Source organism: Parabacteroides sp. FAFU027 (assembly GCF_022808675.1).
Taxonomy (GTDB): Bacteria; Bacteroidota; Bacteroidia; order Bacteroidales; family UBA7332; genus CAXXIC01.
Map to the genome: position 1 here is coordinate 746872 of NZ_JAKZKV010000001.1, position 24910 is coordinate 771781.

The window sequence follows — 24910 nt, forward strand, 5'->3', positions numbered from 1 at the left end:
TATAGATTAAAATCCTAATTTCACGCTAAATCCCAGGCTTTTAGTAGAAGGTGTTGCACCATAATCACCAAAACCGGCTTCAATGTCATTACCAAAAGTCGTTTGCTCCGGATCTGTAAAAATATTAGACTTGGGTGTCCATATGAATAGATTCCGTCCAACCAAAGCGATCTCTGCGGAATTAATGAATGACGATGCCAAAACTGACTTAGGAATAGCATATGATAAACTTAATTCCCGCATTTTCAGGAAAGTCCTGTCTACCAAAGCATATGCACCTCCAATACCTGCATTATATGTTTGATTGTAGTACAAATTAAGATTATGATCCCATCCGGCAATTGGAGTTGTATTTTCAACATACTTTCCATCAACCAACTGGACTGAATTTGGAATAATGAATGGTTGACGGTCATTATAGGTTGTTTGCGGAGCATTACCGGTAAAGTACAGAATTTCTTTAGTCCTGGAATAGAGATGCCCTCCTTTTCTAAAATCAAATACCGTTTTGAGAGTAATCCCTTTAAATTTAATGGAAGTTCCGCCACCTATCCTATACTTACTTTGCGATGAACCAAGATAGCCTTTCTCTGATTTGAAAATTGGAAGTCCCTGAGCATCCACTACTGTATGACCATCCGGATCTGTCTCTAATACATTTCCTTCAAATAATCCTAATTCATAACCAGGTCTGGCCATATAGTTGATGGAGCTGGTTCCTCCTAATGAAATTTGGTCAAGACCTTCGGTTAGTTTCACTAGTTTGTTGATGTTTCTTGTATAATTGGCAAAAACCTCCCATTCAAGATCTTTTACTTTAACCGGTATCACACTCACACTGATTTCTACCCCTTTATTCGTTATTTTACCAAGGTTCATCATCATGCTTGTATATCCAGTACTAGCCGGAATGGATGCTTGCCATATCAAATCGGTAATAGTCTTATTATAGAGAGCAATATCCATACCATATCGATTATCCAGGAACTTCAATTCAGTTCCAATCTCCATATCGGTTGAAATCTCTGGCTTCAATTTATCACTTCCTATTCTGTTGGATACAGAGAAACCATTTATCGAACCAGCCAAGGGATATTCCAGAGATCTGTATCCATCCGTATGGGTTGTTTGAACCAATACAGAATTAATCAAATAAGGATCAGCATCATTACCTGTCTGTGCTATACCTGCCCGTATCTTTCCATAAGATAGAATATTTTGCACAGATTTACCCATCAACTCAGTAAATACAACACTGAGACTTCCTCCTGGAAAGAAAAACGATCTATTATTAACGGGAAGCGTTGAAGACCAGTCATTTCTGGCAGAAAAGTTTAGGAATAACCAATCTTTGTATCCCAGGTCAAAGCTACCATATACACCAACCAACCGCCTTTGAGTTGTAGTTGCGGTAACAGAAGGTGTAGATGAACTATTTGACAGATTATAATAATTGGGAATATCAAGACCGACCACTTCTGCAGTCTGAACTCTGGTATCCCGTTGATTAAAGTTATGCCCCAGAATTGCATTCAAAGAAACTTTATCTTGTAACTTCTTTTCAATTTTCAATAGGAAATCAGTATTAAACTCAGATGCATAGTAAGAGTTTTCCCCTACCCGACCTACTTCTTTGTTATAATCTGCTCTTGTAGATTTGGTTATTGCCCGCCAGGTTTTCAAGGTACTGTTAGAGGCATCTTCTCCGATTCTGAAAGTGGCTGTCAACCATGGTAAAATCTTAGCGTCTAAAGCCGTATTGCCATAGACTCTGTTTTCCATAAATTTATTGCCGTGCTCATTCAACACATAATATGGATTCTGAGCGTACACAGTATAATAATTATCCACGTTGTTAAACTTGTTATTGTAATCTTTCAAGTCAACAAGGCTGATATCACGCGCACTCTGCCAAATAGCGTCTAATACAGACTGCTCCTGACCGGTTGGGACGAATTTTGTATCCTTTCTCACATAGTTAAGTGAACCGGAGAGTGTCAGGTTTTTCAAAAAAGTAGAAGAACCTCTCAATGAAAGATTATTTCTTTTATACGAATCTGCATTGGAAGGCATTATTCCATCATTATTGATGTTGGCATATGAAATAAAATAGCTTTTGTCCTTATCACCATTGGACAACGAAAAGCTATTATTGGTAGTTACACCAACATCAAAAAAGTCTTTGATATTACTAGGTAGTGCAACATAGGGTTTAATCTGTTGTTGGTTATCGACAACATGTCCCCAAATTCTGATTTTCCCATCAAATCGAGGTCCCCAACTGCCATTTTCTTCTAGGTTTGTAGCTGTTCCCCCTACATCATACCATCCCTGACCGAATTCATTTTGCATCAATGGCAATTTCAAAGGTGTATCAAAAGTTGTCGTTGATGAGACTTCAATTTTCGCCTTATTATTAGCTTTTGATCCGTTTTTTGTAGTAATAATAATAACTCCGTTTGCTGCTCTAGAACCATATTGAGCTGTACCAGAACCTCCTTTTAAAACTGTAATTGACTCGATATCATCAGGATTGATATCATTGGCTCTGTTCCCAAAATCATATCCTCCATTTATGTCGGTTTGATTTACTACTCCATTACTGACTGGCACTCCATCAATTACATATAACGGTTGATTATTTGATCTTAGCGATGAATAACCTCTCAGTATCACACGTGTAGATGCACCCGGAGAGCCGGACGCTGAAGAAATATCAACACCGGCGACCTTTCCCTGAAGTGCATTTAACGCACTTCGGTCTCCTGTAGTAGTCAATTGCTGATTAGAAATTGTGGTTGCTGCATAACCGAGACTTTTCTCTGATCTTTTTATGCCCAAGGCAGTAACAACCACTTCACTTAACGCCTGCGAAGAGGGCTGCATCACAATACGCATTGAGGCTTTAACTGATTCTTCCTTTGAATCAAACCCAACGTACCTAAAGACTAAAGTCTTTGTTCCGAAAGGAACATTTAAACTAAAACGACCGTCCAGGTCTGTTACAGTCCCCACTTTGGTACCCTTTACGACTACCGAAGCTCCGATGACGGGTTGCCCATCTTCAGCAGATATGACCAATCCACTGACCTTGGTCTGTGCAGAAACGAGCGCTATGTTTACAATCAAACATAGAAAGAAGAGCGTCAACTTTCTCATAAAACCACTTTTAAATTAAAACTTATATCAACTATCCCAAATACACTAAATACGTCTATTTATACAGAATCATACATTATACATACACATACTATAAAACATTTTGTCACACTATCACTTACACGTCAGCAAATATATTCAATTATTATTAGAAACAGTACAACCAGAACAAAGTTTGCATTAAAACAGGCTTTCTTTATGTCAGAAATGCATAAACTGCATTAAAGTATAGATTTCACCTCATCAAGCGTATCTACAGAGTAGGTCGGAGTAAACGGAAGTGAATGACATTGAAAATTCATAAAATAGATTTGGTCTAATTTGTAGTTATAGGCACCCGCTATATCCGCTTCAGGATTATCACCAATCATTATACTCTCTTTTTTGCGGGAATTTGTTGATTTGAGAGCATACTCAAATATTCCAGGGTAAGGCTTATTTACCCCGACATCTTCGGAAGTAATGATTTTCTCAAAATAACCCAGAAGACCGGAATTAGCCAGTTTTTTTTGCTGCACATCCCTAAAACCGTTTGATAAAACAAATAATCTGTATTTGGGATACAAATACTCCAGAAGGTCTTTTGCATTAGGTATCAGTTGGGTTTTAGATGATACAGCGTCAAGATAATCGCTATTCATTTGTATAGCAAGATTTTCGTCAGCCAAACCCGCAAAACGCAAAGGGTGAAGAAACCGCTCACTAATTAGAAATTGTTTCCCAATCTGGCCATGATGGTACTGATGCCACAATTCCTGGTTTCTTTCCGTATAAATCCCATAGTAATGTTCGAAACTCTCAAAATATTCTTCCAGTTTATACTGAAAAAAGATTTCTGTCATACCCTCTCTTGAATTTGATTTGGTATCCCACAACGTATCATCAAGATCTACAAATACACTTTTGTACTTCCTCATTGTCAACAATTTATATATAAATCAAAATCCTATCTGTTTTCTTACTTTCAATTTTATATCAATAGAAAGACCTGCCTTTCCTCAAAAAAGCAGGTCTTTTAAAAGATTTATCTGAACGTTCTTTTCTTAGTCTACCTGGATTACGAGATAGCGAGAAACGCTCCAGAATGCTTTATAGTCAGTAATTTTCAGAATCAACATACCGGAATTATCTTTTTCCAAAGAGTAACTTCCTGCCGGATGGGTAGTAAGGAATTTTGCCTTTTTAGAGAAAAGCTCAATAGACTTAGTATTACGAATATCGATAGCGATGAAGTATTCTTTACTGAACTCTTTTTTCATCACATCTGCTTTCTTGAACAAACCCCCACCGGTGATTACATTCTGTTTTTTCAACTCAGCTTTAGTTCCGAACACATACCAGGCTGTATTGATGGCTTTATCCTGTGATGCGATTTCCTCCTTCTGCTTTGTTGATTCTGTTGTCAGGCTTGTAACCTGTCCTGTCAAATTTTCAGTCTGAGCAACCAATTCTCCAATTTTCACATCTTTCTGTTGCAACTGAGCCTGAAGATCTGCAATAGCTTTGGTTTTTTCTTCTAATTCGGCCACCATCTTCTCAATGGTCTTTTTCATCTGTGCCGATTGAATGCGGCCATTTTTAACCATCGCATTCAATTTATCCAGATTTTCTTTGTTTTTTTGAAGTGTTTCAGAAACAAATTTCATATCTCCTACAATCTTCTCTCGTGCAGAAGGAGTCAGTTCTTTACCTTGGGCACCCTGCACTTTCAGGTAATTCTCTGCATCTTTCATTTTGCCAAGCCCGTCCTGTACCTCATTGATCAAGGTAAGTGCGTCATCATACTCTTTCACGACTTGCTCATGTTGTTGTTTAAGCGAATCGTTTTCAGCTTTCAGAGTTTTATACTCTGAAGAATTTTTTCCGCATGAAGCAACCATCAGGGCTACTGCAAGCAATGGTAAAAGCAGCTTTTTCATCTTAGTATCTATTTTAGATTAATAATGGTGATATGTCATATTATTCTTTGGGTTCTTTTGTTCCTTTTTCAGAAGGCTTTCCTCCTACAATAATAACAAATTCTCCGCGCGGTTCATTTTGTTCAAAATGAGCAATAACTTCAGCCAATGTACCTCTGACGGTCTGCTCGTGCAGCTTTGACAACTCTCTTGAAACGGAAACAGCTCTTTCTGAACCGAAAAATTCGGCAATCTGAGTCAATGTCTTGAGTACACGATATGGAGATTCATAAAAGACAATGGTTCGCGACTCTTCCGCCAACTCTTTAAGGCGCGTATTCCGCCCTTTTTTCTGAGGAAGAAACCCCTCAAAACAAAAGCGGTCATTGGGTAAACCAGAAACAACCAACGCAGGAACAAAAGCTGTAGCGCCAGGCAGACACTCCACCTCGATACCGGCTTTTACACATTCACGAACAACCAGAAATCCCGGATCCGAAATCGCAGGCGTTCCGGCATCTGATACAAGCGCCACATTTTCTCCGGCATTTATCCGGTTAACGATTTGTTCAATCGTCTTATGCTCGTTAAACTTGTGATGCGATTGCATTTTTACAGAAATATCCAAATGTCTCAACAAATTCCCAGTCGTGCGGGTATCCTCAGCTAAAACCAAATCAACCTCTTTCAATAATCTGACCGCACGTAGCGTAATATCTTCTAAATTGCCAATCGGCGTAGGTATAATAATCAATTTTGCCATCAGCAATTATTTAATGTTTCGTTCGAGAAACTGTACAAAATCAAGAACGGGTGCACTTTCCCAATCCCATTGAAATTTCACTTTCAGGTATTCTTCCATTTCGTCCAAACCGGATTTATTATCCAATTCTGCAAAAACAGACATCATCAGAGATTCATTTCCCGAAAAAAGATTCCTAAGAAATCTGAAGCGTTCATTCAAAGTCAGTTTTTGAGCCAGAGTGGAAACCGATTTTTCAGAAACCTCTTCAACTGAAACCGGAGGAACGACAGGCATTGAAACCGAAACCTCTTCCGGCTGAATAAATTCTTCAGAAACTGTATTCAAAACAATCCCTTTATCCTCATTGTTTACTGGAGCGGCATCGTTAATTGGTTTTTCTACAGCTTCCAATGTGGAAAAATCAGCAGAAATCTCCCCGGAATGAGTCATTACCTGCTCCGTAAGAGTAACGACTCTTTGAGCTTTATCCTTAATCAGTTGTAAAAGGGACTGTGGCAATGGATTGCATACTGCCAGTGCATCACTCAAAGACTGCAATTCTTTAAGCTCCCTTACAATCATTTCAATATTCCTTTTTTCGGCCATAAACCTTTCAAGAACAAAATATAGAGTTGTTAGATAAACAAAAGTAATGTATAAAACGGAAAACTGATATTTTTGAATCAGATTTTTATCCAATCTGAATAGACTTTGGGCAAATTACCCCGTAAAAGACAATCATAAATCCATCAAAAACTGTTCAATGGCCCTTTTCACGACAGATGTCTGACAGGTGAAAGCATTTACCATTACACAAAAGACATATTCCGAACCATTCTTATTTACTATACCGGCGTATGTTAGCACTCCTTCAAAACTTCCGCTTTTTGCCTTTACTTTCCCTTTTAAAGCTGTATTCGCAAGAAAGCTCTTCAACGTACCATCTTCTCCAGCAATAGCCAATGACCGGACATAACTTTCTTTGTTGTGACTTTGCGTAATCATATAGCGCAACAGATCAACCAGAAAACCGGAGTTAACCCTGTTTGATGGAGCAAGACCACTACCATCATAAATCAATATTTTCCCTGCATTAAGGCCTTTCTTATCCCAGAAAGCTTTTTCGGCTGCAATTCCAGCTGGTAAGGACCCGTCTTTGCTATACCTGGATGCTATAAGTCGCAATAATGCTTCGGCGTAAAAGTTATAGCTTTTCTTATTAGTCACTTTTATAATTTCGCCCAAAGAGTCTGATCTAAAAGTACACAAGATCTCTCCGTTGGGAATTATGGCACTACCCTGCTGCTCTAAAATCCGGCTGGTAGTCTCCTCCCCCGATACTTTCACCCCACGACTTCTTAAATACACGGCCAAAGATTGCACCGCAAATAAAGCCGGATCAGGAACATCCCCCTTTATGAAAAAAAACGATTGATTGGCCGGAACAGAACCATAAATATAACGTTCATGGCAATATGGCATACCATACAGATATGCACTATCTTTATCATTATCTTTTGCTATCAGAAAGTTCTGAAACTTTAGACCTATCACTTTCGGTTCAACACCTACAATCCGGGGACGACTTCCTGCTGCTCCGGTCTTAAATGTCAGCTTATAGCTATTATCCGAATAATTCAACGCTGAAACTCCGGCCGCATAATAGTTCCCCATATCCTCCCAGGGAGTTTTCCATGGCACAATTTCCGTATTATAAAGTCTCTCATCACCGATTATTTTACCGTAAATCTCGCGAATACCGTTACGTTTCAAGGCTGATAAAATAGTATCAAAAAATGCACTTTGTCCCTGAGAGGAATACTGTGCCCCTAAAGTAGGATCACCACTTCCTTTAACGACAATATCTCCGGTCAACACTCCGGCCGAACTGATCTTACCGCTATAATATACCTTGGTTTCAAAACGAAACTCCGGACCAAACATCTCTAACGCTGTAGCAGTCGTAAGCAGTTTCTGTGTAGACGCTGGTGTAAGATTGAGTTGAGAATTATGCGATACAATTGTATTTCCATTACCAACATTCTTAACAGTAACTGAGAGGCCTGCTGATGAAAAACAGTTATTTGAGATAAAATGCTGCAAAGCCTCCGACTTTTGCGCAAATCCACTGAAGAAAAGAAACAATGATGAAACCGTAAGGAGTATTTTTCTGTTCATAAAGAAATAGTGGTCTGATTTTATATTTGAAAAACAATGACAGGAAACTAACCGACTGACAAAAGTATTATTTTTGCAATGAACATCAACATAAGGCGGGGAATTACCTCTTGATTTCTGCATCATATACCACATTTTTCTTATATCCATTATTATGATAGAACTTCGAAAACCATTTACCTTTGACCGGGTTTCGCGAATATTTTTCAGTATAATATTTGCAATAGCTATTATTTATATTCTTATACTGATAAAGGAAGCACTACTCCCATTTCTTATTGCGTGGCTTATTGCATACCTTCTGAACCCATTGGTTGGATTTTTTCAGAATAAGCTTAAGTTCAAAAACAGGATTCTTGCCATCATCGCCACTATTATATTTGCAATATCCATCATAATCGGGGCTTCCTGGCTACTAGCACCATCGGTTACGGATGAAATTTACAAATTAAAACTTTTAATTAATGAATACCAAAACCGCAAAGGGCCAATACCTCTGATTCCGGCTGAATGGACCATTTATTTCAAACATAATATCAGTCTAGATTATCTTCTTTCAGCATTAACAAAGGAAGATATTAAACAATTAATTCAACAGGTCGCCCCCAGATTCTGGGAATTCCTCTCCAGTTCTCTAAACCTGGTCTTGAGTGTACTGGCATCTGTAATCATCCTGCTTTACACCATATTTATTCTGAAAGATTTTGACCGCATCAGTAATGGTTTTATAGAATTATTCCCCGTAAGATACAGAAATCTGGTCGAACAAATCATTTCTGATGTAAGTTACGGTATGAACCGATATTTTCGTGGGCAAGCTCTGGTTTCTCTAATTGTAGGTACTTTGCTGGCGATCGGATTTAAAATCATAGGGATGCCCCTAGGTATTATTATGGGTCTATTGATGGGTTTACTTAACCTTATCCCCTACATGAAATTCGTTGGGCTACTCCCCATTGTCTTTCTTTCTTTGCTAAAAGCGGCAGAAACCAACGAAAGTTTCTGGGTAATTATAGGTCTTGCTTTTTTAGTTATGGCAATCGTGCAAGGCATCGAAGATATGATTATTGTGCCAAACGTAATGGGACGGGTAACCGGACTGAACCCTGCAATCATCCTTCTTTCGCTTTCTATCTGGGGTAGTTTATTAGGTTTGATCGGTCTGATAATTGCACTTCCTGCGACAACTCTTTGCCTGAGTTACTACAAAAGATACATTTTACACGAAATCGATAAAAAAAATCCATCCACCTACGATGCTGATTCCATGACAAATAGAGATATTCAGCACAAAAACCAGGAAAATCTTTAAGCGAAAACATTTGCAGATTAAAAATAAACCCCTACCTTTGCATCGCTTTTGAAAAACAAAGCAACTGATGATTCGCTAGCTCAGCTGGTAGAGCACAACACTTTTAATGTTGGGGTCCTGGGTTCGAACCCCAGGCGGATCACAAAAAACATTTTTTCCTTCTAAAGGAAATCCCGATGATTCGCTAGCTCAGCTGGTAGAGCACAACACTTTTAATGTTGGGGTCCTGGGTTCGAACCCCAGGCGGATCACAAAAAACATTTTTTCCTTCTAAAGGAAATCCCGATGATTCGCTAGCTCAGCTGGTAGAGCACAACACTTTTAATGTTGGGGTCCTGGGTTCGAACCCCAGGCGGATCACAAAACTCAAACGGTGTGGTAGTTCAGCTGGTTAGAATACCTGCCTGTCACGCAGGGGGTCGCGGGTTCGAGTCCCGTCCATACCGCAAAAAGCAAGTCGAAAGGCTTGCTTTTTTTGTTTATACAAAAACATTACAGAATAACAAACTGACAAACGTGCTATAAATAACGAATTAACAAGGATTTATCCCCAAATTCAGTTAAAAATCACCCCTTTCAAAAACGGAATCAATACAGGTGATTTTTTATATGTAACTTTGCTCAGTTTATATCTAATCTTAATATATGAATTCATTAAAAATCGGAAACCTAACGGCTCGTGTACCTATTATTCAAGGAGGTATGGGAGTAGGTATTTCATTAAACGGACTTGCATCTGCCGTTGCTAACGAAGGTGGAATCGGTGTTATCTCATGCGCCGGTCTTGGTCTTATCTACAGAAACACTGCTAAAGATTATATGGAAGCGTGCATCTGTGGTCTCAAAGAAGAAATCAGAAAAGCAAAAGAAAAAACATCCGGTATAGTCGGGGTAAACATAATGATGGCTCTTACCAACTTTGCGGATATGGTTAAGACCTCCATTGCGGAAAAAGCTGATATTATTTTTGCCGGAGCAGGACTGCCATTGGATCTTCCCAAATATCGCACTCCCGATTGTACAACCAAGCTGGTTCCTATTGTTTCTTCTGCCAGAGCAGCCAAGCTGATCTGTGACAAATGGAAATCTTTGTACGACTATCTACCCGATATGATCGTGGTGGAAGGCCCTAAAGCTGGTGGTCACCTTGGCTTTAAAAGCGATCAGATTCACGACCCTAACTTCTCTCTGGAGACCTTGATTCCGGAAGTTGTAAAAGAGGTTGCCGTTTTTGAAGAAAAATATGGTGTAGAAATTCCTGTAATTGCTGCCGGTGGTATCTACACAGGTGAAGATATGTACAACATCATGCAGAAAGGCGCTAAAGGCGTTCAAATTGCCAGCCGTTTTGTAACTACTCACGAATGTGATGCTGACGAAAAATTCAAGATGTCATATGTAAAGGCAGATGTAAATGATGTTGAGATCATCCAGAGCCCGGTGGGAATGCCAGGTCGTGCTTTAAAGAATAATTTCCTTGAAAAAGTAAAACAAGGTTTGACCAAACCAAAATCATGCCCTTATCAGTGCTTAAGAACCTGCGACTACCAAAAAAGCCCTTATTGCATCATTGTTGCACTTTACAATGCTTACAAAGGAAATCTGGACAATGGTTATGCATTTGCAGGTAGTAATGCTTATCTTGCACCCAAAATATCATCGGTTAAAGAGACTATCAATGACCTGATGAGCCGTTTTGAAAAAGCAAAAACGGAAACATTAGCAAAAATCAAGAAATAAAGATTGATATACTAAAAGAAAGACCTTCAGTTCATGCTGAAGGTCTTTTTTATATCTACCAGCTACCACCGGCACCTCCTCCACCAAAGTCACCGCCACCGAAACCGCCAAAATCGCCACCGCTATCACTACTACCTCCTCCGGAAAAATTTCCCCAGGAGCCATTATGATTACGATTAGCCATGCCGGCAAGGAAAATCATCGTCCAAAGATCAGGTCCTGAGCTTCCGCCTCCACGACCAGTAAAATCATCATTGCCGCGATTCCCTCTTTTAATCAGCACAATGACGATAATGACAAATATAATGACGACGAGTCCGATTCCTGAGCCTCCTCCTTTTTTAGGACTTTCTGTTTTATACTTGTACTCCCCTTGGGCAACCGGCATAATCACCCGCAATGCACTGACTACACCTCCGAAATAATCATTCCGGCGAAAATAAGGTATCATTTCATTCTCTACAATTCTCTTGCAGATGGCATCCGGCAATGCTCCTTCCAGTCCGTATCCGGTTGCAATAAAGGCTTCGCCCCGGGTTTCATTTTTAGGCTTCAGGAGAATCACGATACCATTATTGCGTTTTGCCTTCCCCACTCCCCATTTCGAACCAATCTGCTGGGCAAAGGTCATTTTATCATAACCACCCAAATCATTAACTGTTACAATAACAATTTCATTGGAGGTGCTATCATTAAATGCGACAAGTGACTGCTCCAACTCCTGTCGTTGTTCATCAGAAAAGATGCCCGCTAAATCATTGACCAACCTTGGCGGATTGGGCTTCGCAGGAATCTGCGCCTGAATGGTTATCGCAAACACCCCAACCAGCATCATCAGGAAAATAGATCTGATATTTCTACGTTTCATTATCTTGTTTATTTTAAATCCCGAATGAAATATCATCAGGCAATTCATTTGTATCATCTTTACGGTATTGGAAATGCTGTTTCAGTAATTTCCCGGCTTCAAGCACTGCAAGTGAAATACCGTCTGTCAGATTGCCCTGAGCAAATTGAGTCCGCATTATCTCTTTTACACTATCCCAGAAATCAGGAGGAACAATGGAATTGATCCCTTTATCTCCTATTACGGCAAACTTTCGGGATTCTACAGCGACATAAATCAATACGCCATTACGTTGTACTGTCTTTTCCATCTCCAATTGATAGAATAGCCAGGCTGCATGATCGAGTACGTCTTCTCTGCAAAATCGTTCGATTCTGACCCGAATCTCACCGGAAGTATCTAATTCAGCCTGCCGAATAGACTCTGTAATTTTATGCTGTTGTTCTTTTGTAAAATAACTGGAAGCTCCCATGTGTTTTTCATTTAGATTTAGTCATGCCGAAACCATTTATTTCAGCATGACAGAATAAATATACTCCTATTTCCCAAAATCAAAACTCACACCCGGAGCCTTTTCCGCACCTGCCTGAGCCTGGAAGTAACCTTTTTTCTCAAAACTGAACATTACAGCCATGATATTTCCCGGAAAATGACGAATTACATTGTTATATCCATTTACTTCGTCATTAAATTTCCCACGTTCAACCGAGATGCGGTTTTCAGTGCCTTCCAGTTGTGCCTGTAACTCAAGAAAGTTCTGGTTTGCCTTGAGCTCAGGATAACGCTCAACTACAACCATCAATCTGCTTAACGCTGAAGATAAACCATCCTGAGCTTTTTGAAAAGCCGCAATATTCGACTCATTCAAATGAGTCGGGTCTATCTTAACAGACGTCGCACTAGCCCTGGCTGCCATTACCTCCTTCAATGTCGATTTTTCAAAATTGGCAGCTCCTTCAACCGTTTTAACAAGATTAGGAATAAGATCAGCGCGGCGTTGATAGACATTTTCTACCTGCGACCAGGCTTTGGCCACAGCTTCATCCTTTGTCACCATACCGTTATAGGTACCCGACATCCATGTTCCCAAAATAAAAATAAGACCAACGATAACAATTAATGCAATCCAACCTTTTGACAGTTTCATAATTCATTCAATTTATAAGTGATTCAAAGCAAATATAATACTAATGCAGCACACTTATGAATAAAATCGACAAAGACGAATAATAGAGGGTTGAATTTTTTATTTTGCAAGATAAGCTCAAGTGGGTTAACCATCCTGTTTCCAGGCTTTAGGCTTCTGATAATCCACGACCTGAATAATAAAGAATGTAAAAAATACGCTGTTAAACATGCGATAAGTCCCCCTTGATGAAACTTCGGACTTCCTGTTGACAAATTCGCAAATGGTTAGCTATAAGGGGTATTTCGAGGGTTCCAGCTTTCATTTTGTCACACATTTTATCAGTTCTGAAAGAGATGTTACAAACCTGTTACAACTTGATTTTATTGATGTTACGAATAAAATACCTATCTTTGATGTCGCTTTTAAAAACCCAAAAACAAAAATTTATGTTACGAGGACTTTTGCCCAAAGAAGGCGCTTTTTTCGATTATTTCGATCAATTGATGGATATCAACAAAAACATCAGTCGTACATTCCTTGAAATGGTCGAAGGAAAGCAAAGCTTTGAATCAGCATCGACAAGTATCAAAAAAATGGAACGTGATGCAGACCGCATCTCACGTGTTTGTCTTGATCTTTTGCACCGTACATTTATTACGCCAATCGATCGTGACGATATCTTTAACCTGGTGAAATGCCTTGACGGTTTTGCCGACAACATTAATTCATCAGCATACCGTTTTGCTAATTATGGTGTGGAAGAAGTACGCAATGAAACTTTTGAATTTGCAAAAGTGATTATTGCTGCAGTTGACGCACTTGACGTTGCGATGCACGGGTTGAAAAACATCAAAAAGAACGATCAGGTTATGCGTGAAAAATGCGTATTGATCCACGATCTTGAAGATGAATCAGACGAAATCAACCGTAAAGCAGTAGCAGCATTGTTTTCACAAAACGATGTAATGATGTTGCTGAAATGGAAATCAATCTTCGAACGTATGGAGCGCGCTGTTGACCGTTTGAATCATGCAGCAAACATCATCGAAACTGTAATCATTGAACAATCATAATCCCCGACTCCTTCATTTTTTTGGAAGAATCAGTTCATTCATTTAACAAAAACAAGAATCTATGGGGTCAATCTTTATAGTCGTATGTATTACTGTTGCCCTGGCGTTGATTTTTGACGTCATCAATGGTTTTCACGATGCGGCTAACTCAATCGCCACGATTGTTTCCACACGCGTGCTTTCGCCGCGCTTTGCCGTGATGTGGGCGGCTTTCTTCAACTTTATTGCAATGTTTATCTTTGCTCCCAAAGTAGCAAACACTATTGCTAAAATCATTAAAATAGACCAAGGCGACAATGCTTTTATTTATGTGGTATTAGCAGGACTGCTTGGAGCTATCATTTGGGACCTTATCACCTGGTGGTACGGACTTCCGGCCAGTTCCTCTCACGCACTGCTTGGAGGTTTGGTGGGTGCAGGACTTGCATATAAAGGCACTTCTGTCATTAACTGGGATGTAGTAACTAAAACAGCTGCTTTTATCCCTATTGCACCACTGGTTGGTGTTGTTTTAGGTTTCTTTGTAATGATAGGAGTAATCTGGTTGGTGCATAAATGGACTCCGAAAAAGGTAGATACAACCTTCCGTGCCGGACAGCTGATATCAGCCGCTCTTTACTCAATCAGCCACGGTGCCAATGATGCCCAGAAAACAATGGGGGTTATTGTTGCTATTCTTGTAGCCGGTAAAATTTACACTCCTGATATTGAGCTTTCTATGGGTAACCAAACACTCTGGATTATTATGGCTTGTCAGGTCGCTATGGCAGCCGGCACCATGATGGGCGGTTGGAAAATTGTAAAAACCATGGGTATGAAACTGACCCAGTTGAAACCTGTTCACGGGTTCTGTGCTGAGTTAGCAGGTTCCTGCTCAATCTTCATCGCTACTCATTTGGGAATTCCGATTTCCACTACTCACACTATTTCCGGTTCTATTATTGGCGTAGGTTCTGTTCAGAATCTGGCTGGTGTAAAATGGGAAACAGCAATCCGTATCGTAGCGGCATGGGTATTAACGATCCCGGCAGCAGGGATTGTTAGTGCATTGGTATTCTGGGGTATCAGAGCTTTACATTGCGGATTCTGATTTTTAGAATCTTCAGGTTTATAAAAAGAACAGCCTTGGCATTGTGTCTATGACATATTGCCAGGGCTGTTTTCATTTGTGATCCTCTGGAAAGATTTGTTTTGCAGCAACGCTATTTTTTCAGCGACCCTCAACCTGATCAAATATTGACTTGAAGTTTATTTGTCAACTAATCATTTTCCAGCTTGAGATACTATCAATTACTCGACAAACGACTATTCTTTGATTTTAGAACGGTTATTTTGGGGCTGATTACTTGCATCACAGTTTGAAAACAACTATTTTTTCGTCAATTATGTGTATCAAGGTTTGAGAGCAATCATTTTTTCGTCAATTAAGTGCGTCACAGGTTTGAGAACGAGTTATTTTTCGTCGATTATGGCATTTCGATTCTGAGAAGAGCTAATTTTTATTCAGCAAAAACATTTCCGGCATTGCTTCAAGTAAAAAACAAAAGCAGAAGAATATCCCCTGCCTTTGTACTATCCATGAATCAAAAATTTACATATTTAAAATACCACCGTTTTAGTTTCTCCCGTTTTTAAGAGTACCTCAATGGTCTGTCCGTCTCCTGACCCGATAATCTTCTTCACCGGATCCAGCTCGTCATTAGTCCACAATTCATTTGCCCTTTTCCAAAGCATCAGAGTGATGTAAACGCCCTTACCCTTGTCACCGGGGATAAAGCGGCCGCAGACATCAATCACGGCACTCTTATCGCTGACCGGATGTAATCCTGAGACTCGAACATTTTGTATTTTCTCCCATCCCTTCAACGGTATCATCGCCAACTGGTACTCGCCATTATTGATGATGCGCACCTGATGTCCGTTTACCTTCCGGCTTTCCTCACGAATCGGTGTATTCAACTCCGGCAGTGCGTAGTGGCCTAAACGCATATCTACGGTATCGGTGCTGATATTCCGATCCACTCGCAAAATGCCATTGGCAAGAGGAATATCCGCCAACTGTAGTTTTACGTTCGGATTTGTCTCTAGGATAACATCACGGTAGTACACTCCGTTTTCAAATTTCCTGAAATCATACAGACGAAGAGCTTCCCATTTGTTTTGTTTGTTTTTAATTACATAGTTCATCGCCACTTCACCGTTTTCACCATCAGCTTGCCAGGGAAAAGCGCTGTTGTAAGAGAGACGGTTGTAATTTTCTGTTGATCTGAACTTCTGCCAGTCGTCTTTTACCTTCTCATGACACCATGCACGTACCTCTGAAGCTCCGATATTCGGATAGTCGGTAATCAGGATATTCGACCCTTTCTCGAATTTATTATAAACCTGACCTATCTGAAGTTCATTTTCCCATGGGCCTTCATTCTCTTTGGCCGTCCAAAAAGGGCTATCGGCCGGAGCTAAAAGTCCCAGAAAAGCTTTTGCCAACCAATATGCACTTCCCCGGCAACTATATATCTGTACAGCCGGTTCGAATGCACCGTAAAAGCCTAAAGTAGGAACTCCGTCTTTGAGGAAACCGGGATTTTGAAAGAACTGGAGCAATACCCCGGAGGCAATCCTGCGCATCCAGCCATAGTTAACATCCGGTTGGTTGTAAAAGCCCATCAATGGAAACGGCACAATGGCTCCGGTACGGTAACAGATACTACGTCCCCACATAATCATTTTGCCATCACGGCTAAAGAGGTAAGGATAATTATCCTTCAGATCATAAAAGTTTTGCTGAAACTGCTTGGCATATTCCGGGTAATTTTTCTTTCCGAAAAACTCCGACCAAAGCGTGCCATACATCTGGAATGCCCACATGCTGTAATAATCGAAAGCCGGGCTATCGTTATACCAACCCTCGCCACGATATGCTTTGAGTGATTTTTGCAAATACTCCTCCAGCAATTTATCATTGACGGTATATCCCTGGCTCTTGAAAAAACTCATTACGAAAATATTGAAGAACTTCCAGTTGGAATCGACAGTAGGGCCATCGCCATAGCTAAGCATGGTCGATGCCAGGGCATCTTTCTGCTCTTTCGACAGAGGCTCCCACAAGATATTGGGGATGGCAAAAAGAGCTACCGAAAGACCACCAAACTCCACCAGTATCTGGCTTGGGCCACCGTTCTTAGAACGGGGTTTGATGTAAGCCGGACTATTCGGATCAATCAGATTCTGAATCTGATGGCGGTAATATTCCCCTACCCGGATTCCATTGATTTCCAGATTAGGATCTTCCTTCAGCAAAGGAGCAGCCACAAAGAGCGTACGGCAAAGACCTTCCAGTTTCTCTGTCGGAATCTGATTGTCATTCTGCGGATAGCTTTTTCCCGGCTGTTTGGGGAATTTCATCGGGTCATCTATCGTTTTGACATAACCGAATGTTCCTTTCAACAGATAAAGAGCGGCATCTTTCCAGTGCTTGCGGGTCATTCCCGTCTTCGGGCTTAAAGCATAATCAGGCTGCTCCAACCAGAAAACATTATCGTTTTCCGGATTAGAAGCAGCCTGATTATTTGCTTGCGCAATTCCCATTGAAAGGAAACCCGCAAGCAAAAATAATTTCAGGTGAAATCTCATTTTCTTATGAATTTGATTGAGACATTAAAAAGTCGGTGTAACTTGTTTGATGGTTCCGTCTTCATTGAACTCCATCTTATCAAGGCAAACTTCGCGGTGGAAACCTGCTGGATCCCCCATTTTGATTCCGTCAGGATATGGGAAACGGTGGTAAACGATATACCATTCGTCTTTTCCAGGAATCTGCAAAACAGAATTATGACCGGTTCCGTAAATTCCTTTTTCCGGAGCTTTAGCAATGACAATATTGTTAGCCGGAATATCCAATGGACCAAGAGGAGACTTAGACATACCGTAACGAACCTTATAGTTCGGGCTGCGGGTATCATCATCCGACCACAAGAAATAGTAAGTGCCTTTTCTGTAGAAAACATAAGTTCCTTCGCGGAAAGTACGGTCAACCTTGATGGTTTTGATTGTCTCTTTTTTGATTGAAACCATGTCTTTGTTCAATTCGGCAACCGCCATATATCCGTTCCCCCAGTAAAGATAACATTTTTTGCTGACTGGATCCTGAAAAACATCCGGGTCAATCTCCTGACCACCTCTTACGCCTGCAGGTCTTTCTGCAACAATCGGTTTGCCTGAATCCTTAAACGGACCGGTTGGATTATCCGCAACTGCTACTCCAATCTTCTGAGCAGCTGTAAAATAATAATAGTATCTATACTTCTTGCCTTTGCCCATTTCAATGATACAGGGAGCCCACGCGTTGCGATTTGCCCAGGAAACATCTTTCTTCAGGTCGAGGATAACTCCTTCATCTTTCCAGTTTTTCAAATCGGAAGATGAGAATGTTTTGAAGTAAGTTCCACTCCATCCGTCAAAGCCATCACTGGTCGGATAAATATAATATTTGCCGGTCTTTTTAGCGTAAAGCACTTCTGGGTCGGCAAAGTAACCGGTTAATACCGGATTATTCTGAGTAAATGTGAAGTTTGCAGGTCTTCCCCATTTTGCAATCAGGGCATTCAGCTCCTGGCGGGTAATAGGCATTACCGTTCCGTGACGTGGATGGAAATCCATAGTCACATCCTGGTCAATTACCGTAAAGTTTGTCAGATCCGAACTTCTGGTAAACTGATATTTTCCTTTCATGTACATATCGTACATCAGGACATAGTCGTTAGTGTTATTCAGTTTAAAGGTTCCGGCTCCTTCTACAGCTTCTGGTGTCTGCTGAAGGTATTTATCATATTCCTCCCATTTTCCGGAAGTCAGATCTTTTGTTGTCGCTCTTTTGATGCCATTGCCGTGGCCTTCGGTTTTATAAAACAGATAAAAGGTAGAGTCTTTATAAACGATATCACCGTCGATACACGATTTCTTATCAGCCGGAACAAACAACGGTTTGGGTTCACCTTCAAGATCGGTAAAATCTTTATTGGCATAAGCATAATAGATGACATCCGGTCCGCCACTATACTGCATTGACCAGTAGATCAGGTATTTCTTTGCATTGGCATCATAAATCGTTTGCGGAGCCCATACGCGTTTCAGGTTTTCCTGCCCCGCATATTTCTTTTGAATATTGATTACAGTCGATTTCCAGTTTACCAGGTTATCAGATTTCAACAATACCATAGCACGGTTGGAATCCCAACCTTTGGCACATACCATATCCGTCGCTACCATGTAGAATGTACCATCTTCGCCACGCAGGATATGCGGATCGCGTACTCCTCCTGTTTCACTGATGGCTGCGGAATTCAGTACGGGCTGATTATTATTCAGCGCATAATAGTTATACCCATTGCTACTGACGGCAAAGTGAATAGACTCGTCGGCTTTGGCATTTCCTGTAAAATAGACAAAAAGATAAGCCACAAAATCTTTCGGCTGTAATGCCGGTAACAATTCTCCAGCGAATGAACTCATTAATTTGCCGGCAAATAATAAGAAAAAGAGAAGCGCTCTTTTCCACTGACCTTTTTTCATGTACGTTAATGATTAATTATAGATTAAATTTGATTCCAACGATAGATTTGAAAACCTGTAAACATTATGCTTTTCTCATCATCAAGCACAACTATTGATATTACAAAATTAGGGCAATTGAATAAAAAGCAAGATACAGTAATTAGTCAGAATAGTACATTATCAGGTCATTTTGTCATTAATCTCAGGGCGAATTATTATTGTAACTGAATTGATCGTCTTCTCCTGATTTATTTTTCGCCAGTTTCATTACATAACACATTATACAACGGAAAAATCTATTCTGTTGCTTGAGTAAGCAGTCGAATATCCCCCGGGGAGTACTTTGTATTAAGCAATTTTCAGAGGCTCAAATCCCGATAACCCCTTATAAATTCGTAATATTGCAGTGAAATTCACCATCACCATTTATTGACCATGATCAGATACAGACTAAGTTTTCTTATTCTTCTTTTAGTTGTATTCTTTCAGAATCTATTTTCTGAGCCCTCCCGTCTCCATTTCGAGAATTTTCCTTACTCAGATAAGCTTCCATCCAACTCTGTCATCCGCATCTTTAACGATAAGGAGGGTTACATGTGGTTTGGGACCAAAGACGGGTTATGCCGTTTTGACGGTTACGATGTGAAAGTATTCCGTTCGAGCGCTTTTACTCCCGGCAAATTGACCAACAATGAAATTCAATGCATTGCCGAAGACAATAATAACCGGATCTGGGTAGGTACGCTGGAAGGTATTAATATTATTGACAAGAAAAGCTATTCGATCACCACGCTCGATAATCCTTATCTTAAAAAAGAACGAATCAACAACCTGGTTATTGATTCTAAAGGCTACATCTGGGTAGCGACATCCAATAACGGGGTATTGTGTTTTGAACCCAATTCAGAACATTACATCCGGTATTCCACCGATGCAAACTCTCCTTTAAAGTTAAAATACAACTCAGTCAGCCAGATTTTCGAAGACCGTGCGAGTCGCATCTGGCTCTCAACCTGGAAAGGCGGGGCTTGCTGGATAGACAAATCGAGAAAGAAGATCTCATTTGCCCCTCAAATAGGTGCATCTAATAATCCGTTCCGCATTATGCAGGATAAGAGCGGACTCTACTGGGTCTGTACCTGGGGCGACGGCATTTTCAATATGACAGTCGATGCGGCTAACAGAATCACGGTTCGCCCTTTGCCGGTCTCAGCCCAATCGTCTAAAAAGGTAGATGATATTGTATATAGTATCGTTCAGGACGACAAGTACGGATACATCTGGGCTATCACATTCAATGGTTTAATCCTTATTTCCAAAGATAACGCGAATTCCTACGTCGTATCTGATGCAGATAAGTTTTTCACCTCCTCTTCCAATAAACTATTTCACGAAATCATCAAAGACCGGAAGGGCAATTTGTGGCTCGGTTCTGTTGGTGATGGTCTGTTTAAGCTCGACTTCAATAAGCTTGTCATCAACAACTATCCGTTGAGCGAGTTTATCAGCAGTTACAATTTCGCCCCTTATATCACCCGTTTTTGCGAACTACCATCTGGCGAAATCTATATTGTAGCCAACCGGATCGGTTTGTTCCAGTTTGATTTGAAAAGCGGCAATATCAAACGTCCCGCCAACACTGTTGCCAAAAACATGAGAAGCATCAGTGCTTTGAAATACATCTCAAAAAACAATGAAATCTGGATGGCAAATGAAGGGGATAACTACATCCAGACATTCCGTAAAAGCAGCTCCGGAGATTTGGATTATGTAAAAACCTTGCCTCTGGATAAAACACACTCCTCTGAAAATAGTATTTCAACGCTTTACGAAGACTCTCGTGGAAATGTATGGATCGGATCAAACCGTGGGCTTTTTATTCAGTCAGGTAATGCCGATATCCGAAAAATGTCGCCCGGGTTAGAGTTTGTAAATACCATTTGCGAAGACAAAGAGAAGAACATCTGGGTGGGAACCGAAAAAGAGGGCGTCTATATATTTCACCCACAGAATCAGGGTGGGAAAATAACCTACACCTCATCCCGGTTAAACCTGACCATAGATAACTACCAAAGCCTGAGCGTACAAAGCATCTGCTGTACGAAAAACGGCGATATCTATATCGGAACAAAAGAGGGATGTATCTACTTTTACAATGCCAAAGAGCATACCGCTACCGATATCAGCGGTCTTTACGGCATTACCGAAGAGGGAATCATGGATATTCTGGAAGATGATTTCGGCATGCTTTGGATTACTTCGGTGAAAAAAATCATCAAGTACAATCCGCAAACCCATACTGCGACCTATTTTTCCAATTCTGACGGGATGCTGATCTCTTCCTTTTACAAAGACTCACATCTGAAACTCAAATCAGGCCAAATCCTCTATGGTGGAAATAACGGTATCTGCGCCTTCAATCCGGCCAGCCACATCAACCCTTCTCACTCAAGTAAACAACAGGTGGCATTGACAGATATCCTGATTCAGAATAAATCAATCTTTGACGATACCGATTTCCAGCATTTCAACGCACGTAAAAACAGAGTTGTACTGAAAAGCGACGAAAGTAACCTGAGTATTGAGTTCTCGGCTCTTGACATCGCATCAGCAGGGAAAATTCAGTATGCTTACATGCTTTCAGGCGTTGATAAAGACTGGACTTATGTTGGAAATAACCGCCGCTTCGTCAACTATGCCAACCTCCCTACCGGAACTTATACGTTTCTGGTAAAAGCCTGTGATGAAAACGGCATCTGGAGTGATAAAGTTACCTCGCTGGAGATCAAAATCCTTCCCCCGGCTTACAAAACATGGTGGGCGTATCTGATCTACCTGGCACTGCTGGGTGCTGCGGCTTATTTTATGTCAAGAATGGTGGTTAACCGTATCCGCCTCCGTAACGAACTGAAGATTTCCAACATCGAGAAGCTGAAGTCGGAAGAGCTGGCGCAAATCAAGCTGCGCTACTTTACCAATATCTCCCACGAACTGCTGACGCCGTTAACAATCATCATGCTGATTATCGAAGGGCTGCAAAAACGCTACAAAAGCGACTCTGCGCAGTTTGATATTATGAAGGCAAATGCCAACCGCCTGAAAAGATTGATTCAGCAGATTCTTATTTTCCGGAAAACAGAAAGCGGAAATATGAAGCTGAAGATTCAGGAGAGCGATGTGATTGCATTTGTCAATAGCATTTGCCAGTCCAACTTCCAACCGTTGACGGTAGAGAAGAATATCAAATTCTCCATTATCTCGGACGAGCAGAGCTACATGGCCTACTTCGACCCGGATAAGCTGGATAAGATTCTCTACAACCTGCTGTCAAATGCCTTTAAATATACGCCAAACGGTGGTGAGATTGCTGTTAAGATGAGCTTCATTCCCCGGATGGAGGATGTTATCCTCCGCCTCTCCGTTTCAGATAATGGAGCAGGTATTGCCGAGGAAGATATTCCGCATATCTTTAAGCGCTTTTACATCAGTAGCGCTTCTGACCAGAGCCAGAGTCACGGTATCGGATTGGCATTAACCTACGATCTTATCCAGTTGCATAAAGGAAATATCGAAGTGAAAAGCCAGTTGGGCGAAGGGGCTGTATTTACCTTTGAAATCCCGGTATCGAGAGAATCCTACTCCGACGATGAGATTTATGTAGAGGAAGAACCTCAGGAGACAATCCCGGCGGTACCCGAACTCACCGGACACGATGATGTGATCCTGACTCCGGAGCAACAGGAAACTCAGGAGAACCAGACAATCCTGGTAGTGGAAGACAATCGCGAGCTGAACACGTTGATTGTTGAGAACTTCCGTCCGAAATACAATGTCCTCTCTGCCGAAAACGGGGTGCAGGCATTGGAACTCCTGAAAGAAAACGAGGTGGACCTGATCATCAGCGATATCATGATGCCGGAGATGGACGGACTCTCCTTCTGCAAGCTGGTGAAGAACGACATCTCCACCAGCCACATCAATATGCTGATGCTGACGGCGAAAAACAGTATCGAGGATCGTATCGAATGTTACAATGCCGGTGCTGATGCTTATATTTCCAAGCCATTTGAACTCCGTGTACTCGATGCCCGTGCCGAAAACCTGATCAGCCGGAGAAGACAGAAGAATGTTTCCTTCCAAAGTAACCAGGATATCAACATCACCGAAATGGAATACGGTTCCATCGACGAGACCTTCCTGCAACAGGCGGTGAAAGCGGTAGAGGATAAACTGGCGGATATCGCTTTCGACTTCGACCAGTTTGCCATCGATATGGGGACTTCCAAATCGACCCTGCACCGTAAGCTGAAATCATTGACAGGATTGTCACCCGGCGAATTTATCCGCAATATCCGCCTGAAGCACGCCGCAAAAATGCTGGTCAACCACGTGGGTAATATCTCGGATATCGCTTATGCGGTAGGATTTAATGACCCGAAATACTTCAGTCGCTGCTTCAAGACTGAATTTGGTCTTACTCCGAAAGAGTATATCGATTCTCACAAAGCATAATAGCAAAGCCGCCGGATGGTTGTCCGGCGGCTTTGTTTTTGGGGGTTATCGTAAGAATAAAAGGATAATCTTAGCTGAAATGTAGAGGTGAGTGGTATCAAAACTGTTTTAAGTTTTCAAACTATCAATATCCAATACAACTTACATTTCTCTATTACGCGTCAAGCGGCCTGAAGCCGCTGATCGCTAGCACACACCGAACAGCGGCTTCAGGCCGCTTGTCGGATTACTCCAACTAATAATAATGCTAACGCAAAGACAATCATAAAGACACCACATATTTTCATCCATATTGCATTAGACTTACTCTTTAATATGTTGTAGAATTTTGAGCCCTCTTCATATCTGGCTAACAAGACAAATTTTGAAATTGTCTTGTTAGTATTAAAGATAAAATTATATCCCAATACAAAGCAGACAATAGAGAATGGTAATAGTAATACAAACTTGATCATAATTATTTCTCCCCTTTTAGAACTCCAATTCAACCTTTAGGCATTCATTTAATCTAGATACACCTCAATTATTTATCCAAAATAGTATTGTCCCTTTCTGAATCACTTCTTATATCTATTTTAAGCCCTTTCAATTGTAAATATTTCAAAACACTCATAATTCGTCTTGGTCTAAAACAAGAAAATGAATTGGAATAATTAATCCTATCTGATGTAGTTAATAAACCTATTACTGCACCTCTATACCTTACAACTGGGCAATAAACAACACTTCTGATAATCATATAATCTATTCTTCTTTTTCGATTA

At 40.8% G+C, this 24910-nt stretch carries 16 protein-coding genes and 4 tRNA genes; 9 read left to right on the top strand and 11 right to left on the bottom strand.

Features of this window, described 5'->3' with window-relative positions; all coding sequences use genetic code 11:
- Nucleotides 1-6: 6 nt before the first annotated feature.
- From MLE17_RS03240 to dacB, 6 genes are all read right to left on the bottom strand, one after another.
- Complete coding sequence (locus MLE17_RS03240) at nt 7-3159, bottom strand: SusC/RagA family TonB-linked outer membrane protein (protein ID WP_243347014.1); 3153 nt, start codon at nt 3157-3159, stop codon at nt 7-9.
- A gap of 221 nt (nt 3160-3380) precedes the next feature.
- On the bottom strand, nt 3381-4076 hold the full coding sequence (locus tag MLE17_RS03245) for a YjjG family noncanonical pyrimidine nucleotidase (RefSeq protein ID WP_243347015.1): 696 nt from the start codon (nt 4074-4076) through the stop codon (nt 3381-3383).
- Nucleotides 4077-4202: 126 nt separating this feature from the next.
- Entirely contained in the window at nt 4203-5078 is an 876-nt protein-coding gene (locus MLE17_RS03250; RefSeq protein WP_243347016.1) for a hypothetical protein, read from the bottom strand.
- A 40-nt stretch (nt 5079-5118) separates the two neighbouring features.
- Nucleotides 5119-5820, bottom strand: coding sequence for a 16S rRNA (cytidine(1402)-2'-O)-methyltransferase (rsmI, locus tag MLE17_RS03255; RefSeq protein ID WP_243347017.1), 702 nt, complete (start codon nt 5818-5820; stop codon nt 5119-5121).
- Nucleotides 5821-5826: 6 nt separating this feature from the next.
- Nucleotides 5827-6384, bottom strand: a complete 558-nt coding sequence (locus MLE17_RS03260; RefSeq protein WP_243347018.1) for a hypothetical protein — start codon at nt 6382-6384, stop codon at nt 5827-5829.
- 156 nt (nt 6385-6540) lie between these two features.
- Nucleotides 6541-7980, bottom strand: a complete 1440-nt coding sequence (dacB, locus tag MLE17_RS03265; RefSeq protein ID WP_243347020.1) for a D-alanyl-D-alanine carboxypeptidase/D-alanyl-D-alanine-endopeptidase — start codon at nt 7978-7980, stop codon at nt 6541-6543.
- A gap of 154 nt (nt 7981-8134) precedes the next feature.
- Between dacB and MLE17_RS03270 the strand changes: the two genes are divergently transcribed.
- The 6 genes from MLE17_RS03270 to MLE17_RS03295 all read left to right on the top strand — a co-directional run bounded on the left by MLE17_RS03270 (nt 8135) and on the right by MLE17_RS03295 (nt 11032).
- Nucleotides 8135-9292, top strand: coding sequence for an AI-2E family transporter (locus MLE17_RS03270; RefSeq protein WP_243347022.1), 1158 nt, complete (start codon nt 8135-8137; stop codon nt 9290-9292).
- A gap of 69 nt (nt 9293-9361) precedes the next feature.
- A tRNA-Lys gene (locus MLE17_RS03275) sits at nt 9362-9434 on the top strand.
- 36 nt (nt 9435-9470) lie between these two features.
- Nucleotides 9471-9543: transfer RNA gene (locus tag MLE17_RS03280), tRNA-Lys, on the top strand.
- 36 nt (nt 9544-9579) lie between these two features.
- Nucleotides 9580-9652 (top strand) — tRNA-Lys (locus MLE17_RS03285).
- Nucleotides 9653-9664: 12 nt separating this feature from the next.
- A tRNA-Asp gene (locus MLE17_RS03290) sits at nt 9665-9738 on the top strand.
- 199 nt (nt 9739-9937) lie between these two features.
- The gene (locus tag MLE17_RS03295; protein WP_243347025.1) at nt 9938-11032 is read left to right on the top strand and encodes an NAD(P)H-dependent flavin oxidoreductase; all 1095 of its coding nucleotides are present in this window, start codon (nt 9938-9940) and stop codon (nt 11030-11032) included.
- 55 nt (nt 11033-11087) lie between these two features.
- On the opposite strand, the gene MLE17_RS03300 is transcribed toward MLE17_RS03295, so the two are convergent.
- The 3 genes from MLE17_RS03300 to MLE17_RS03310 form a co-directional block, all read right to left on the bottom strand.
- Nucleotides 11088-11900, bottom strand: coding sequence for a TPM domain-containing protein (locus MLE17_RS03300; RefSeq protein ID WP_243347026.1), 813 nt, complete (start codon nt 11898-11900; stop codon nt 11088-11090).
- A gap of 13 nt (nt 11901-11913) precedes the next feature.
- Nucleotides 11914-12351 (bottom strand): TPM domain-containing protein, encoded by a 438-nt coding sequence (locus MLE17_RS03305; protein WP_243347027.1) that lies wholly within the window; start codon nt 12349-12351, stop codon nt 11914-11916.
- Nucleotides 12352-12417: 66 nt separating this feature from the next.
- Nucleotides 12418-13026, bottom strand: coding sequence for a LemA family protein (locus MLE17_RS03310; protein WP_243347028.1), 609 nt, complete (start codon nt 13024-13026; stop codon nt 12418-12420).
- A gap of 428 nt (nt 13027-13454) precedes the next feature.
- Here MLE17_RS03310 and MLE17_RS03315 point away from each other — a divergent pair, with 428 nt between their 5' ends.
- A complete protein-coding gene (locus MLE17_RS03315; protein WP_243347029.1) occupies nt 13455-14081 on the top strand; it encodes a DUF47 domain-containing protein in 627 nt (208 codons plus the stop codon).
- Nucleotides 14082-14142: 61 nt separating this feature from the next.
- Nucleotides 14143-15171 (top strand): inorganic phosphate transporter, encoded by a 1029-nt coding sequence (locus tag MLE17_RS03320; RefSeq protein ID WP_243347030.1) that lies wholly within the window; start codon nt 14143-14145, stop codon nt 15169-15171.
- A gap of 509 nt (nt 15172-15680) precedes the next feature.
- Here the strand turns inward: MLE17_RS03320 and MLE17_RS03325 are convergent.
- Together MLE17_RS03325 and MLE17_RS03330 are read right to left on the bottom strand one after the other, a co-directional pair.
- On the bottom strand, nt 15681-17714 hold the full coding sequence (locus MLE17_RS03325; protein ID WP_243347031.1) for a DUF2264 domain-containing protein: 2034 nt from the start codon (nt 17712-17714) through the stop codon (nt 15681-15683).
- A gap of 24 nt (nt 17715-17738) precedes the next feature.
- The gene (locus MLE17_RS03330) at nt 17739-19592 is read right to left on the bottom strand and encodes a family 43 glycosylhydrolase (RefSeq protein WP_243347094.1); all 1854 of its coding nucleotides are present in this window, start codon (nt 19590-19592) and stop codon (nt 17739-17741) included.
- A 477-nt stretch (nt 19593-20069) separates the two neighbouring features.
- Here MLE17_RS03330 and MLE17_RS03335 point away from each other — a divergent pair, with 477 nt between their 5' ends.
- On the top strand, nt 20070-24146 hold the full coding sequence (locus MLE17_RS03335) for a hybrid sensor histidine kinase/response regulator transcription factor (RefSeq protein ID WP_243347032.1): 4077 nt from the start codon (nt 20070-20072) through the stop codon (nt 24144-24146).
- Nucleotides 24147-24910: the final 764 nt, after the last annotated feature.

Bases quoted from the DNA above. Each gene is read 5' to 3' on its own strand.
- MLE17_RS03250 (WP_243347016.1), bottom strand. From the start codon at position 5,078: ATGAAAAAGCTGCTTTTACCATTGCTTGCAGTAGCCCTGATGGTTGCT.
- MLE17_RS03240 (WP_243347014.1), bottom strand. From the start codon at position 3,159: ATGAGAAAGTTGACGCTCTTCTTTCTATGTTTGATTGTAAACATAGCG.
- MLE17_RS03260 (WP_243347018.1), bottom strand. From the start codon at position 6,384: ATGATTGTAAGGGAGCTTAAAGAATTGCAGTCTTTGAGTGATGCACTG.
- MLE17_RS03315 (WP_243347029.1), top strand. From the start codon at position 13,455: ATGTTACGAGGACTTTTGCCCAAAGAAGGCGCTTTTTTCGATTATTTC.
- MLE17_RS03330 (WP_243347094.1), bottom strand. From the start codon at position 19,592: ATGAGTTCATTCGCTGGAGAATTGTTACCGGCATTACAGCCGAAAGAT.
- dacB (WP_243347020.1), bottom strand. From the start codon at position 7,980: ATGAACAGAAAAATACTCCTTACGGTTTCATCATTGTTTCTTTTCTTC.
- MLE17_RS03300 (WP_243347026.1), bottom strand. From the start codon at position 11,900: ATGAAACGTAGAAATATCAGATCTATTTTCCTGATGATGCTGGTTGGG.
- MLE17_RS03270 (WP_243347022.1), top strand. From the start codon at position 8,135: ATGATAGAACTTCGAAAACCATTTACCTTTGACCGGGTTTCGCGAATA.
- rsmI (WP_243347017.1), bottom strand. From the start codon at position 5,820: ATGGCAAAATTGATTATTATACCTACGCCGATTGGCAATTTAGAAGAT.
- MLE17_RS03305 (WP_243347027.1), bottom strand. From the start codon at position 12,351: ATGGGAGCTTCCAGTTATTTTACAAAAGAACAACAGCATAAAATTACA.
- MLE17_RS03335 (WP_243347032.1), top strand. From the start codon at position 20,070: ATGATCAGATACAGACTAAGTTTTCTTATTCTTCTTTTAGTTGTATTC.
- MLE17_RS03320 (WP_243347030.1), top strand. From the start codon at position 14,143: ATGGGGTCAATCTTTATAGTCGTATGTATTACTGTTGCCCTGGCGTTG.
- MLE17_RS03325 (WP_243347031.1), bottom strand. From the start codon at position 17,714: ATGAGATTTCACCTGAAATTATTTTTGCTTGCGGGTTTCCTTTCAATG.
- MLE17_RS03245 (WP_243347015.1), bottom strand. From the start codon at position 4,076: ATGAGGAAGTACAAAAGTGTATTTGTAGATCTTGATGATACGTTGTGG.
- MLE17_RS03310 (WP_243347028.1), bottom strand. From the start codon at position 13,026: ATGAAACTGTCAAAAGGTTGGATTGCATTAATTGTTATCGTTGGTCTT.
- MLE17_RS03295 (WP_243347025.1), top strand. From the start codon at position 9,938: ATGAATTCATTAAAAATCGGAAACCTAACGGCTCGTGTACCTATTATT.